This is a genomic window from Sphingobacterium suaedae (assembly GCF_042684625.1).
In the GTDB taxonomy this organism is placed as follows: domain Bacteria; phylum Bacteroidota; class Bacteroidia; order Sphingobacteriales; family Sphingobacteriaceae; genus Sphingobacterium; species Sphingobacterium suaedae.
In genome coordinates this window covers 151146-164132 of record NZ_JBHULR010000001.1, presented here as the reverse complement: position 1 = coordinate 164132, position 12987 = coordinate 151146, and the positions used below count along the sequence as shown (strand labels likewise).

14 protein-coding genes are annotated in these 12987 nt (G+C 41.6%); 7 read left to right on the top strand and 7 right to left on the bottom strand.

The window, feature by feature from the left end; all coding sequences use genetic code 11:
* Positions 1–6: 6 nt before the first annotated feature.
* The 5 genes from ACFSR5_RS00695 (at position 7) to ACFSR5_RS00675 (ending at position 4944) form a co-directional block, all read left to right on the top strand.
* Positions 7–447 carry a MarR family winged helix-turn-helix transcriptional regulator gene (locus ACFSR5_RS00695; protein ID WP_380899666.1) on the top strand — a complete coding sequence of 147 codons (441 nt, stop codon included), beginning with the start codon at positions 7–9 and terminating at the stop codon, positions 445–447.
* Positions 444–1448 carry an NAD(P)/FAD-dependent oxidoreductase gene (locus tag ACFSR5_RS00690; protein ID WP_380899664.1) on the top strand — a complete coding sequence of 335 codons (1005 nt, stop codon included), beginning with the start codon at positions 444–446 and terminating at the stop codon, positions 1446–1448. Before ACFSR5_RS00695 ends, ACFSR5_RS00690 begins: the two co-directional genes overlap by 4 nt.
* Positions 1449–1450: 2 nt before the next feature.
* On the top strand, positions 1451–1780 hold the full coding sequence (locus ACFSR5_RS00685; RefSeq protein WP_380899662.1) for a 2Fe-2S iron-sulfur cluster-binding protein: 330 nt from the start codon (positions 1451–1453) through the stop codon (positions 1778–1780).
* A gap of 170 nt (positions 1781–1950) precedes the next feature.
* Entirely contained in the window at positions 1951–3264 is a 1314-nt protein-coding gene (locus ACFSR5_RS00680; protein ID WP_380899660.1) for an NAD(P)/FAD-dependent oxidoreductase, read from the top strand.
* A 3-nt stretch (positions 3265–3267) separates the two neighbouring features.
* The gene (locus ACFSR5_RS00675; protein WP_380899658.1) at positions 3268–4944 is read left to right on the top strand and encodes a helix-hairpin-helix domain-containing protein; all 1677 of its coding nucleotides are present in this window, start codon (positions 3268–3270) and stop codon (positions 4942–4944) included.
* Between the two features lie 48 nt (positions 4945–4992).
* Here ACFSR5_RS00675 and ACFSR5_RS00670 read toward each other — a convergent pair whose 3' ends face one another.
* The 4 genes from ACFSR5_RS00670 to ACFSR5_RS00655 all read right to left on the bottom strand — a co-directional run bounded on the left by ACFSR5_RS00670 (position 4993) and on the right by ACFSR5_RS00655 (position 7882).
* Positions 4993–5796 carry a M48 family metallopeptidase gene (locus ACFSR5_RS00670; RefSeq protein WP_380899656.1) on the bottom strand — a complete coding sequence of 268 codons (804 nt, stop codon included), beginning with the start codon at positions 5794–5796 and terminating at the stop codon, positions 4993–4995.
* Between the two features lie 48 nt (positions 5797–5844).
* Entirely contained in the window at positions 5845–6492 is a 648-nt protein-coding gene (gene plsY / locus ACFSR5_RS00665) for a glycerol-3-phosphate 1-O-acyltransferase PlsY (RefSeq protein WP_380899654.1), read from the bottom strand.
* Positions 6493–6519: 27 nt separating this feature from the next.
* Positions 6520–7374 carry a carboxylating nicotinate-nucleotide diphosphorylase gene (nadC, locus tag ACFSR5_RS00660; protein WP_380899652.1) on the bottom strand — a complete coding sequence of 285 codons (855 nt, stop codon included), beginning with the start codon at positions 7372–7374 and terminating at the stop codon, positions 6520–6522.
* A gap of 85 nt (positions 7375–7459) precedes the next feature.
* Positions 7460–7882 carry a DUF4783 domain-containing protein gene (locus tag ACFSR5_RS00655; protein WP_380899650.1) on the bottom strand — a complete coding sequence of 141 codons (423 nt, stop codon included), beginning with the start codon at positions 7880–7882 and terminating at the stop codon, positions 7460–7462.
* Positions 7883–8006: 124 nt separating this feature from the next.
* Here ACFSR5_RS00655 and gpmI point away from each other — a divergent pair, with 124 nt between their 5' ends.
* Together gpmI and ACFSR5_RS00645 are read left to right on the top strand one after the other, a co-directional pair.
* A complete protein-coding gene (gene gpmI / locus ACFSR5_RS00650) occupies positions 8007–9542 on the top strand; it encodes a 2,3-bisphosphoglycerate-independent phosphoglycerate mutase (protein ID WP_380899648.1) in 1536 nt (511 codons plus the stop codon).
* A gap of 1 nt (position 9543) precedes the next feature.
* On the top strand, positions 9544–10095 hold the full coding sequence (locus ACFSR5_RS00645; RefSeq protein ID WP_380899646.1) for a hypothetical protein: 552 nt from the start codon (positions 9544–9546) through the stop codon (positions 10093–10095).
* A 77-nt stretch (positions 10096–10172) separates the two neighbouring features.
* Here the strand turns inward: ACFSR5_RS00645 and ACFSR5_RS00640 are convergent, their stop codons facing one another.
* Genes ACFSR5_RS00640 through ACFSR5_RS00630 form a run of 3 tightly spaced genes read right to left on the bottom strand, consistent with a single transcriptional unit; the run spans position 10173 to position 12978 of the window.
* On the bottom strand, positions 10173–10709 hold the full coding sequence (locus ACFSR5_RS00640; RefSeq protein WP_380899644.1) for an adenine phosphoribosyltransferase: 537 nt from the start codon (positions 10707–10709) through the stop codon (positions 10173–10175).
* A 3-nt stretch (positions 10710–10712) separates the two neighbouring features.
* Positions 10713–11630 (bottom strand): helix-hairpin-helix domain-containing protein, encoded by a 918-nt coding sequence (locus ACFSR5_RS00635; RefSeq protein WP_380899642.1) that lies wholly within the window; start codon positions 11628–11630, stop codon positions 10713–10715.
* A gap of 31 nt (positions 11631–11661) precedes the next feature.
* Entirely contained in the window at positions 11662–12978 is a 1317-nt protein-coding gene (locus tag ACFSR5_RS00630; RefSeq protein WP_380899640.1) for an efflux RND transporter periplasmic adaptor subunit, read from the bottom strand.
* Positions 12979–12987: the final 9 nt, after the last annotated feature.

The window sequence follows — 12987 nt, the reverse complement described above, 5'->3', positions numbered from 1 at the left end:
ATTGCTATGCTAAGAGAAAGATATACACAGTATTCGTTTTTGCTCGACCGAACCGCTAGACGTGTTAAACAGTTTGCGCAAACATCATTTGCACAAAAAGCTTTTGATTTAACGATTGATCAATGGGGTATCTTAAAAATTTTGTACCAGGAAGATCCGATGACGCACAAAGAACTCGCAGAAAAATCTGGAAAGGATCAACCTACCCTTACGCGTATTATCGATTTGCTTATAAGGAAAGAGCTTGCGCAGCGAGTAGGACATCCACAAGATCGACGCTCGTTGCAGATCAGGTTAACAAAAATTGGAAAATTGAAAGTAGAACAGTTGACACCTGAAATTGCGGAAATACGTATGCAGGCATGGAAAAATTTATCCGACGAAGATTTCGCGCATTTCACACGTATTTTGAATACCATCTATGACAACTTAAATCAACAACCATGATTATCACAGACATTTGCATTATTGGTGCGGGTCCAGTTGGCCTATTCGCCGTTTTCGAAGCTGGTTTACTCAAGATGAGGTGCCACGTCATTGATGCTTTACCACAGGTTGGAGGACAACTATCTGAGATATATCCGCATAAACCGATCTATGACATCCCAGGATATCCTACGATAAAAGCGCAAGAACTGATTGATAACCAGATGGAACAGATCGCTCCTTTCAATCCGACCTTTAGCTTAGGCGAACGTGTCGATAAAATAGAAAGGCAAACAGACGGATCTTATTACGTTTTCGGTTCGGATAGTTCACTAATACACTGCCAAGTTGTCGTCATTGCCGGTGGATTGGGTTGTTTCGAGCCTCGTAAACCCGAGCTGGCAAATCTCGAGGATTACGAAGGAAATTTCGTTCACTATATAGTGAAAGATCCTGAGTATTTTCGCGATAAAAATATCGTTATAGCTGGAGGGGGGGATTCTGCCCTTGATTGGACCGTGTTTCTGTCAGACATTGCACATCAGGTAACACTAGTTCACCGTAGCGACTCTTTCCGAGGCGCGCCGGATTCAGCAGAAAAAGTGTACGACTTAGCCCGGCAGCATAAAATAAACCTTTTGTTATCGCACAACTTAGTAGGACTGACAGGAAATGGTCGGTTGGAACAGCTTCATCTTACAAACAAGAAAAAAGAGCCAGTCGTTGTCCCTACCGAACATTTTATCCCACTTTATGGGCTAAGCCCAAAACTTGGTCCAATTGCCGGTTGGGGACTACAAATTGATAAGAATGCTATCGAAGTAAACACGTTTGATTACGGTACGAACACGGAAAGGATTTATGCTATTGGTGACATCAACACGTACCCGGGTAAGCTAAAGTTAATCCTATGCGGTTATCATGAAGCTGCTCTGATGTGCCAAAGCGCATTTAAGTATGTATATCCTGAACAAAAACTGAGCTTTAAATACACGACAGTGAATGGAATTAACACTTTCTAATTATGGAAAATCTTATAGAAATTAACATCGAAAATCGTGATGGAAGTATAAGTGTAGTCAACCTCCCAACGGATATTAATCTGAATTTAATGGAACTATTAAAAGCTTCTGGATACGATATTCTTGCAACATGTGGGGGTATGGCTTTATGCGCTACCTGCCATATAGAAATTTTACAGGGAAAAGATCAGTTGCCCGAACCCTCTGAACAAGAATTAGATATGTTAGATACACTCCCGGACGCGAATGACAATAGTAGGTTAGCGTGTCAACTGAGACTCTCCAATTGGAATGAAAAGTTAGCTATTAAAATCAAAGGCATCTTGTCATAACGACACTAAGTGTATAAATAACACTTAGTTTTCGTACTTTTGTAAAAAGAAATGGGGTAGGTTGAAAAAACTAAAAAATTCTTAAAAAGATGAGCGTAAGTTAACGTGAATATCATGAAACTATTAAGATATTTGCAACCTACTTTAACTGTTGAACAAAATTAGTTTTTATGTTATTAGATCGTTCTGAAAGAAGCTTCCCAAGAGTAATTATCATTGGTGGCGGCTTTGGAGGCGTTGAGGTCGCCAAGCATTTGAAAGACAAAGAGGTCGAAGTTCTTTTAATCGACAGGAACAACTTTCATACCTTTCAACCGCTATTGTATCAGGTTGCGACAGGAACGTTGGCGGCAGATGCCATTTCGTTTCCCATTCGTAAAATGTTTAAATCGCAACAGAATTTTAGATTCCGGATGGCCGATGTATTAAAAATTGACCATCAGCAAAAGATCGTTCAAACCTCTGTCGGTGACTATGACTATGACTATCTTATCTTAGCAACAGGCGCTACTTCCAATTTCTTCGGCAATAAACAGGTAGAAAAGTACGCACTTCCCATGAAAAGTATTCACGAGGCGCTGAACATCCGAAGTTATGTATTACAAAACCTCGAGGAAGCCGTGCTACGTAAAAATTACGACGATAGGGAACGTTACCTTAATTTCGTCGTCGTTGGCGGTGGGCCGACTGGTGTAGAGTTGTCGGGAGCTATAGCCGAGATTCAATTACATATGCTAAAAAAGGACTATCCCGAGCTATCTACACATGAAATGAAAGTCTATCTAGTGGAAGGCACGGGTAAGATTTTAGGAGCACTTTCGGAAAAATCATCACAAGATGCAGCACGCTACCTGACCGAGTTAGGTGTCAAAGTCATGCTAAACACACAAGTAACCGGTTACGACGGAAATACCATTACGTTTTCAAACGGTGAGTCAATTCCAACAAAAACTGTCATTTGGGGAGCTGGCGTCATGGGGCAATTTCCGCAAGGTATAGCCGACGAAAACATTCAACGCGGTAATCGGATTAAAACAGACGGACAATGCCGCGCCGATGGAATGGAAGACGTTTATGCGGTGGGCGATGTTGCAGCGATGATTACCGAAGAAACCCCGCGTGGTCTTCCAGGCGTCGCGCCCGTTGCACAGCAGCAGGGAAAATATGTGGCACGGCATATTCTACATAGAATGAACGGACAGTTTATAGAAGATTTTAAGTATTTTGATAAAGGTTCAATGGCTACTGTTGGTCGTAATCGAGCAGTCGTAGATATGGGCAATTTTCATATGAAAGGTTTTTTAGCATGGGCGACGTGGATGTTTGTGCATTTAGTTTCTATCTTTGGATTTCGGAACAAATTGGTAACTTTTGTTAACTGGTCAATTAAATTTTTCACGAAGAACAGCGGTATACGCTTAATTATCAATAAATACAAAAGACCTATAATAGGAGAAGCTAACGTAGAAAATTATCATTCTTAGCACATGGAAAATAAGGCAATAGCAAAAGCGTTCAAATTATGCAGTCAGTTGATGGAACTATTCAACGAGAACCCTTTTCGAACGAAAGCTATGGCTTCCGCATCCTTTAAGATCGACAAATTGCCTTTCCCCGCCGTCGATGCATCGCTGCAACAGCTAAGCGAACAGCCCGGCATTGGAAAAAGTACTGCAGATCGGATCCAGACAATTATCGAAACAGGATCATTTACCGAATTGGACATACTTATACGTAAAACGCCCCAGGGTATTCTGGAAATGCTTTCTATTAAAGGACTAGGTCCAAAAAAGATACAAATCATTTGGCAGGAGCTCGGCATTGAGTCCGTAGGAGAATTGTTGTACGCTTGCAACGAGAACCGATTGGTAGCAGCAAAAGGTTTCGGTCTGAAAACGCAAGAAGAGATCCGTAAAGCTATCGAATTTACCAATTCGAATCAGGGGCTCTTTTTGTATGCTAAGACCGAACAGATGGCTCATGAGCTTTTGGCTGCAATGATCTCTGCCTTTCCGGTGGATAGGCACGAAATTACTGGAGAATTCCGCCGGAAGTGTGAAGTCATTTCTTCTGTAGATATTTTAACGACTAGTCCTATTTTCATGCTTCATGACTGGATAAATCTGCAAAAAATATTTACCGTCCTGGAGATCTTTGACGCTTCTCTCTTGATAAGCAATGAACTCGGGGTTCGATTCCAGATTATTTATTCAAATGTAGAAGAGTTTACCAACAACTTGCTAGTAACCACAGGTAGCGAATTACACCTTCAACAGCTAAAATTGATTCAACCCAACATCCCCATGCTTCCAGACGAGGAGGGGATCTATCAGGCTTTAGGACTGCAATATATTGAACCCGAGCTACGCGAAGGTGGGGACGAGGTATCTTGGGCAAAAAGAGGAACGTCTCCTTCGCTAATAAACTACCACGACTTACGAGGAGCGTTACACAACCATTCGACATATAGTGATGGCGTGCATTCTCTGGAACAAATGGCTACGTATTGTAAAGACAATTTGGCCCTGGAATATTTCGGGATATGTGATCATTCGAAAACAGCTGTATATGCGAACGGACTGTCGGTTGACCGGCTAGAGCAGCAATGGCAAGAGATAGATCGATTAAACCTCAAGTTCGCCCCATTCCGAATATTTAAAGGAATTGAATCTGACATTTTATCAGACGGGGCGCTCGATTATGCAAACGATATCTTGGAGAAATTTGATTTTGTAGTGGCTTCTGTCCATAGTAACTTGCGTATGGATGAGGATAAGGCTACACACCGATTAATTCGGGCGATAGAGAATCCATACACTACCATTTTGGGCCATCCTACAGGACGATTACTGTTGAGCAGGGCTGGATATCCAATTAATCATAAAAAAGTTATTGACGCCTGCGCTGCAAATGGAGTGGCCATTGAGATCAATGCCAATCCATTGCGTTTAGACTTAGATTGGCGATGGCAACAATATGCGCTCGAACAGGGTGTCATGCTATCCATTAATCCGGATGCACACCGAATGGATGGGTTAGAAGACATGAAATATGGAATCTATATGGCTCGCAAGGGTGGTTTGACGGCTGAAAAATGCCTTAATGCTTTCTCCGTTCAGCGAATCGACGCATACTTCAAAAAAAGGAAAGAAAATCGCTTTTAAAGCAAAAGGACCTATATAGGTCCTTTTATTTTTAGTGTTTAAGCATTTTTATTTTTTATAATACTTCATCGCTGTAGGGATCAGCTTTTGAATATCGTTAATCCTTCGTACATCGCTCGGATGGGTACTGAGAAATTCAGGCGTTGAACTAGCGGCTTTTGCAGATGCCATTCGTTCCCAAAACTTTACAGCAGTCTCCGGATTATAGCCTGCCATAGCCATAAAAATAAGTCCCAATTGATCCGCTTCAGATTCGTTACTTCTTGAATATTTCAGCAAAGCTAGCTGTCCACCTATACCATAGGCGTTATTCACAAGCCCCTGAACGATAGAACTTTTACCAGAGGTAGCCACCCCCAATACCTGAGCTCCAACTTGCATGGCATATTGATTAGACATCTGTTCCATCGAATGACGAGCTATGGCATGAGCAATCTCATGTCCCATTACGGTAGCTAAACCAGCTTCATTAGCTGTAAATGGCAAAATACCCGTATATACAGCAACCTTTCCTCCTGGCATACACCATGCATTCACGTCATTACTTTCCACCAAGTTAAACTCCCAGTTAAAATTGTATTGGTTCGCTAAGCCTTCTGCCGCCAAATATTGATTAACTGCTGTCGCAATTCTATTTCCAACCTTTTTAACAAGTGCCGCGTTCGAGGTACCTGTCACCACCTTTGTCTTTGAAGAATTCAAGAACTCCTTGTACGCAACCGCCGCTTGCTCTTGAATCTGTTCATCGCTTACCAATGACAATTGTTTTCTTCCAGACAGCGGAACAGTGGAACACGAAGCAACTATCGCAACAAGCGCCACTATAAACGTATATTTAAATATCCTTTTCATATTAGATTAAGCTTTTCTGAAACTGATGCAAAACTTATGCCTAAATAATTAGTCTTGCTTTTTCTTGAACAAATAGATCTTCGACTCATGTCCCTTTAGCAACCGCTCAATATTCTTTTGATGAGTTACCAATATCAAAGCGCAAATGGCGATTCCATAGAGGAGAACAGCCGGTACAGACGTGTGAAAAATAAACGCAATACTAAAAGGAAAAGTGAATCCAGCTAAAATTGAACTAAGGGAAACATAATGTGTAATGACAAGCGTCAACAAAAACACCGTTACACAGCAAAGCGCCGCTTCAGGATGTATGGCAATAACCATCCCAAAGAGCGTGGCAACACCTTTTCCACCACGAAAGCCTGCAAAAATCGGAAACAAATGTCCCAATACGGCAATAACACCTAAAGCTAACTGAAAATTTACAAATTGTACAGAATTAGGGACACCGACAACCGTAGGGTCCAATAAATGAGGTAGATTCGTTGCCGTCCAACCTTTCAAGATATCTACAAACATCACGACCGATCCTGCTTTCTTCCCTAAAACGCGAAAAGTATTTGTTGCTCCAGCATTCCCACTCCCATACTCCCGAACATCGACCCCGTAAAATGCTTCCCCAAACCAGACAGCGGACGGGATAGAACCAAATAAATAAGCTAATATGACGATGCCTACTAAATAAATTGAAATCATATATTAATTTAAGCCTCTTAAATATAACTATATAATCTTAGCCTTTAAGCTTAAATCCAAACTTTTTACCGAGTGCGTTAACGCTCCGACTGAAACAAAATCCACACCGGCTAATGCATAGGCCCGTATGCTATCTAACGTGATTCCTCCAGAAGCTTCGGTAACCAACCGACCGTTAACAAGCTCTACGGCCTTTTTAACATCCTCAGGCGTAAAATTATCCAGCATAATCCGATCGACACGCTCGTTTGCTAGCACCTCCTCCAATTCTGTAAAATTTCGCACTTCGATTTCGATAGGAATATTCAACTTATGAACGGTCCGATAGGCTTGTGCCTTTTGGAGAGCATTACTAATTCCACCGGCATAATCAACATGATTATCCTTAATCAAAATCATATCATACAATCCAATTCGATGGTTCACTCCACCTCCTATACGCACCGCCTCTTTTTCTAAAAAGCGCAATAACGGCGTTGTTTTCCGAGTATCCAAAATTTTTGTCTCGGTTCCTTTTAGTTGTTCTGTGTATAACTTCGTTCGGGTGGCAATCCCTGACATGCGCTGCATTACGTTCAGCACCAGCCGTTCAGCTTTGAGGATACTATGGACACTTCCTTTCACATAAAATGCCGTCTGTCCTGGTTCAACGGACTCTCCGTCATTTAAGAATATGTTCAAAACAAGACTCGAATCAATTAAACGAAAAATATTTTCTGCGACAGAGACTCCTGCCAAAACCCCCGTGTCTTTAACAAGCAATTTCGCCTCACCTAGTACGGCAGGATCAATTGTTGATAAGGAAGTATGATCACCTTCTCTCACGTCCTCTTCAAGAGCCAATTCTACAAATTTCTCCAATTTACTTAACTCCACCGCCATTTATTTCGAATTAAAATTATTTAGCGAAGATGACGAAAATAAATTTTATTATAAAATCTTCAGGCAATTTTTATCGATCGTTTGCCTACTCTATTCGCAGTTCACTTATCTGAAAATCTTTATTGGTTTGTGTGAATTTGATAAAAACGCGAAAGGTGTTTGTATTCGATTTCAAGGAAAAAACTACAAACGAATTGGACGCATTGCTTATTTTTTGGACTTCTTTTATATGCGTCACTTTGTTAGCCCTAAAAAATTCATCAAGGAGCAGCTCTGCTTGAAATTTCGTATAATTCCCTTCATCGCGTTTAACGGAGAGGCTTACATTCGTTGAAAAATAGGTACTGACTCGCTTAGCATCTCCCAGTTTCAACGCGGCGGCCGTTTCCTTAATAACTTCGTCCAGTGGAGCAAATTTATACGTTGCGGAGGTATTCACAAAAATAGTCACCGCGGAAATCAGCGTATAGATCGAAAAAAATTGCCTAGATAACCAATATGAATACATAATCCGAACGTTATCAAATTTTACGTAAGAGTTAATACCAAAATAGTGCCAATAAATTGCACCTTTCTATAAAATTTAGACAGGCGATTGTCGTTTATCTTTTCATAAATAAATATATTTGTGTGTGAGTAATTTAGAAAACAAAAGAGTAGCGCTAGTAATCCTAGATGGTTTAGGATATGGCAAAGAAGATAGTTCAAACGCTGTAAAGACGGCAAAAACCCCATTTTTAGATTATCTATTAACATCGTATCCGAACGCCAGATTGGAAGCGTCGGGAGAGGCCGTTGGACTACCAAATGGGCAGATGGGTAACTCGGAAGTCGGACACATGAATTTAGGCGCCGGACGTATTGTCTATCAAGAGTTAGGCCGTATCAATAAAGCAGCGCAAGACGGTGAATTCAATACCAATACGGTCATCCAGGAATCATTTGCATACGCAAAAAGAACAAATAAAAAGATTCATTTCATTGGATTATTATCCGATGGCGGAGTGCATGCACATATTGAGCATCTAAAAGCATTAGCGGACGCCGCGAAGCGGGCGGATCTAACCGATCAGCAAGTATTCATACATGCTTTCATGGACGGCCGTGATACAGATCCGAATGGAGGGCTAAAGTATATCAAAGATTTACAGGAACATCTATCTACATCGGTAGGAACTATTGCCAGCGCGATTGGCCGCTATTATGCGATGGACCGTGATAACCGGTGGGAACGAGTAAAAGAAGCATATGACCTCTTAACAAAAGGCGTCGGTACGCCAACGACTAATATTGCACAAACCATCGAGGAATCTTACAAAAATGGTATTACAGATGAGTTTATTAAACCAGTCGTTGTTACCGACTCGACTGGTAACCCAATAGCAAAAATTGAAGAGGGTGACGTCGTATTTTGTTATAACTTCCGTACGGATCGGGGGCGTGAGATTACAATTGCATTGACACAGGACGCTTTTCCACAATACGATATGAAGCCACTCTCCCTGCATTACGTGACCATGACATCCTATGATGAAACGTTTAAAAACGTACACGTTGTGTTCCAGAAGGATAATCTTTCCAACACACTTGGTGAAGCGTTAAGTGACCAAGATAAAACACAGGTAAGAATCGCCGAAACCGAAAAATATCCACATGTGACGTTCTTTTTCTCTGGCGGGCGGGAAGATGAATTTGCTGGAGAAAGGCGATTACTGGTTCCCTCGCCCAAAGTCGCTACTTACGATCTACAGCCAGAGATGAGTGCCGCCGGAATCACGGAGGCCATATGTAGAGATATGATCGAAAACACACCAGACTTTATTTGCTTGAATTTCGCAAACCCAGATATGGTGGGTCACACCGGTGTATTCGACGCTGTTGTGAAGGCGGTAGAAACAGTAGATGGATGTACGAAACAAGTCGTTGAAACCGGACTCGCGAAAGGATACTCGTTTATTATTTTAGCAGATCATGGAAATTCTGAATTTATGGTAAATGACGATGGTTCTCCGAACACCGCGCATACAACCAACCTCGTACCGTGCATTTTGATTGATAAAGACTTTCAACATATTAAAGATGGAAAGCTGGGCGACATTGCCCCCACTATATTAACCCTATTGGGCGCTGAAATACCCGTAGAGATGACTGGCAATGTGTTGGTATAGAATGGAAAAAACTATTTTAAGAGCAGTAGTCGCAGTTGCTTTTACTGCTTCATTACTATCCTGTCATTCATCAAATACCCCTGCAACGCAAAAAGAGATGTTTGTTGACCTCCCACACTTTTTTGAAGAGGAGGTGCAACGACTGACAACCGAAAACCCCGAGATTCAGAAAACGGTTACCAAAGATTCTATATCCGAAACAAAAACATTGCGTGTGGACAATTGGAAAAATGAATTGTCCAGTTTTGCTTCGGTGGATTTAAACAAATCTGCCTATCTCGGGTATTTAGAAAAAGATAGTACCACACGTAAGGTTACTTTCCGATCGACAAATCCGAAGATTGACCTATCATCCGTTGAACTGACCTATGGATCAGGCGGCGAATTGCAAACGATAGTCGTCCATCGAACTATCAAAAATTCGCTCTATGAGACGAAAGAAGTTCTACGATACATTAAGGACTCGACGTACAGCTTGGAAAAAAATCAATCTGTATTATTAATGAACGATAAATATTACCAGATAGAGGGAACACTAATTGCCACGAAATAGTGCACCAAAAATCGTTATTATTTTATTTCCATAGTCATAAAATAATAACGATTTTTTGTAAATACCGGTCAACCAATTCAATCGTTATAGCTCACCAACGAAACCACTTCTTCACTGAATCGCGTAAGTCTACCTCGGCTCTGCAAAAAATCTAGACTAATGACAAAGGCGTAACCCGCGACCGTACCACCCAACTTCTCTATTAATTTGGAAGCTGCGACGACTGTTCCTCCAGTGGCCAGCAGGTCATCGTGGATAAGGACGCGACATCCTGCCTCAAAAGCATCTTCATGAATTTCAATAGTAGCTTGTCCATATTCCAGTTTATAGGACTCGGAAATAGTTTTAAAAGGAAGCTTTCCTTGCTTTCGAATAGGAACAAATGGAACACTTAATTTATTGGCCAGCATAAGTCCGAACAGAAAGCCTCTGCTTTCAACCCCAGCAACTACGTCTATTCCCAGTTCATTAATCTGCGCCGCGAACGCCTCCACAATAGCATCGCACAATTCCTGATCTTTTAAAATGGGAGTAATATCTTTGAACACAACCCCCGGTTGCGGGAAGTCAGGAATATCTCGGATGACAGCCTTTAATCGTTGTTCTAAACTCATCTTCTAATCAAATTGCAAATAAGGTTCAATTTTGTGCAAAAATTCAACATCTAGAGCGTAAATCAGTCGAAGGTCGGCAATGGATCTAAAGCCACCATGCTGCTCTCGATACCGAACCAATATTCTAGCTATTTTTTTCGATATATAAGGATGAGAGGCCAATTCTTCCTCGGTTAGCGTGTTGATGTTCATCTTTTTCACTTCATTTTCGGTGTCAACGAAATTTCCTTTCAATGCTGCGAAAAGCTCGTCCGAGACGCCATAGACTTCTTGGATTTGGTTTACATGATGAAATCCACCGAGACGGCTCCGAAATTTAACGATTCGCGACGCCAATATCGGCCCTATCCCCTTTAGATTCTCCAATTCCGCGGAATCGGCTTTGTTTATTTCCAATCTATTTATCGTTTTGACCAATGGAGCCTCAGTTTCTTTCGTCTTAAAATTCGCTTTTGAAGATCCTGCCTCAAACCGCAAGTAGGGTTTCAACCGTTCCATGTCTTGCGTTGATATCGAATATATTTTCGCTAGATCATTTGCTGAACGAAAACGTCCTCCTTTTGCTTCATAATTTTTGATTACCTGGATCTGACGATCGCTAAATCCTAGCTCTCTCCATATCTCTTTCGGTAAATTGTTTGGATTAAATGGAAAAATCTTTGACCGGTGCTTTGGCTTGTCATCATCGAAAAGATGTTGGCGATACACAGATTGACTTTCATTATCCTTATAAGCCTTCTCGTCGACAACTAAACTTTCACGAAATGTTACTGAAACAATTGCGGCTTCCGATCGCGACTCACCGATGTAAAATTGATAAATCCTTGGCATAAGCAGCACGATCACGATGAGCAGCAAAAAAAAGAGAGACCCTTTACGCTCTCGTTCACTCAGTCCGAAAAAAAGTACAATGTTTTTCATTATATAACATACGTTCTTTGAATTTTTAGACTTACTTCAGCTCGCTTGCCTCTACTTTTTTAACACGCGTACCGTCTTTCAACAATTTCGAAATAGCGTTAAATGGTCTTGAAACGACCTGATCGCCTTTTTTTAGACCAGATTTAACAATAATATTGCTGTCGTCTTGTATACCAGTTTCTACTTCCGTCATCTTGACCACATCGCCACTTAGTACAAATACGTATTCTTTGACTTCTCCGTTGCTTACTGAATCGGCCTCGCCCTCACCAGTTCGGACGGTGACAGCTTGAATAGGAACTATAAGCCCTTTATCGGATTTCGTATGGATCTGTACGGTGGCAGATAAGCCTGGTTTAAAAGGTGAAGAATTTACATTATCGTCATCGATTAGATCTTTATAAGAAGATGTTTCAATTCGAACCTTCACATTAAAGTTTGTTACCTGTTCTGCCGTGGTAGCGGCCGTGGCTGTTGTTCCCGTCGATGTCGACGAACTCGATATTTCAGTCACTTTACCTTTAAATTTCCTACCTTGGAAAGCATCGACTTCAATGGCAGCCTCATTCCCAACCTTAACCCGATTGATATCATTTTCGTTGACTTCTACATTGACTTCCATTGTCGACATATTTGCTATACGCATAATTTCTGTACCGGCCATTTGTGCCGTACCTACGACACGTTCGCCTAGTTCGATCGATAATAACGAAACCACTCCATCAGCGGGCGCATAGATGGTTGTCCGAGATAAACTATTCCCGGCCTCTTGCAATTGCGCTTGCGACTGGTTTACGGCAAAACGCGCAGCGACCACCTGTTGTCGTTGCGATTCGATACTAGCCCGTGCACTTTCATAATCCGCACGAGCCTTATCCATCTCTGACGCAGAGATTACCCGCTTATCAAAAAGTTCAGAACTGCGCTTGTAGATAGCCTCTGTGTTGGCAAAGTTAGCTTCTTGTTGTTTTAACATCTGTTGCGCTCCTGCAAGATTTGCTTGTTGTTGGCTTACCATTGCAGCGACCTGATCATAGCTCGACTGCAGTAAGTCAGGTTTCACGCGACAAAGTACATCTCCTTTTTTTACCACCTGTCCTTCCCGCACATTCAATTCTATAATTTCTCCCGACACTTCCGAACTTAACTTGACCTCGAACTCGGGCTGCACTTTACCACTCGCAGATACCAACTCAGAAATCGTTTTTTCCTGGACCACGTCAACGGCTACCTTCTGTTCGGCTCCATCACCAAACCATCCTAGTTTACTGCCCGCAATAACAGCTACCAAAATTACCACCGCAACAATGACTAGTATTTTCGGTAGATTGCTCTTCTTTTTTGCCATGAATTATTG

Bases quoted from the DNA above. Each gene is read 5' to 3' on its own strand.
- ACFSR5_RS00695 (WP_380899666.1), top strand. From the start codon at position 7: ATGCTAAGAGAAAGATATACACAGTATTCGTTTTTGCTCGACCGAACC.
- ACFSR5_RS00690 (WP_380899664.1), top strand. From the start codon at position 444: ATGATTATCACAGACATTTGCATTATTGGTGCGGGTCCAGTTGGCCTA.
- ACFSR5_RS00685 (WP_380899662.1), top strand. From the start codon at position 1,451: ATGGAAAATCTTATAGAAATTAACATCGAAAATCGTGATGGAAGTATA.
- ACFSR5_RS00680 (WP_380899660.1), top strand. From the start codon at position 1,951: ATGTTATTAGATCGTTCTGAAAGAAGCTTCCCAAGAGTAATTATCATT.
- ACFSR5_RS00675 (WP_380899658.1), top strand. From the start codon at position 3,268: ATGGAAAATAAGGCAATAGCAAAAGCGTTCAAATTATGCAGTCAGTTG.
- ACFSR5_RS00670 (WP_380899656.1), bottom strand. From the start codon at position 5,796: ATGAAAAGGATATTTAAATATACGTTTATAGTGGCGCTTGTTGCGATA.
- plsY (WP_380899654.1), bottom strand. From the start codon at position 6,492: ATGATTTCAATTTATTTAGTAGGCATCGTCATATTAGCTTATTTATTT.
- nadC (WP_380899652.1), bottom strand. From the start codon at position 7,374: ATGGCGGTGGAGTTAAGTAAATTGGAGAAATTTGTAGAATTGGCTCTT.
- ACFSR5_RS00655 (WP_380899650.1), bottom strand. From the start codon at position 7,882: ATGTATTCATATTGGTTATCTAGGCAATTTTTTTCGATCTATACGCTG.
- ACFSR5_RS00645 (WP_380899646.1), top strand. From the start codon at position 9,544: ATGGAAAAAACTATTTTAAGAGCAGTAGTCGCAGTTGCTTTTACTGCT.
- ACFSR5_RS00640 (WP_380899644.1), bottom strand. From the start codon at position 10,709: ATGAGTTTAGAACAACGATTAAAGGCTGTCATCCGAGATATTCCTGAC.
- ACFSR5_RS00635 (WP_380899642.1), bottom strand. From the start codon at position 11,630: ATGAAAAACATTGTACTTTTTTTCGGACTGAGTGAACGAGAGCGTAAA.
- ACFSR5_RS00630 (WP_380899640.1), bottom strand. From the start codon at position 12,978: ATGGCAAAAAAGAAGAGCAATCTACCGAAAATACTAGTCATTGTTGCG.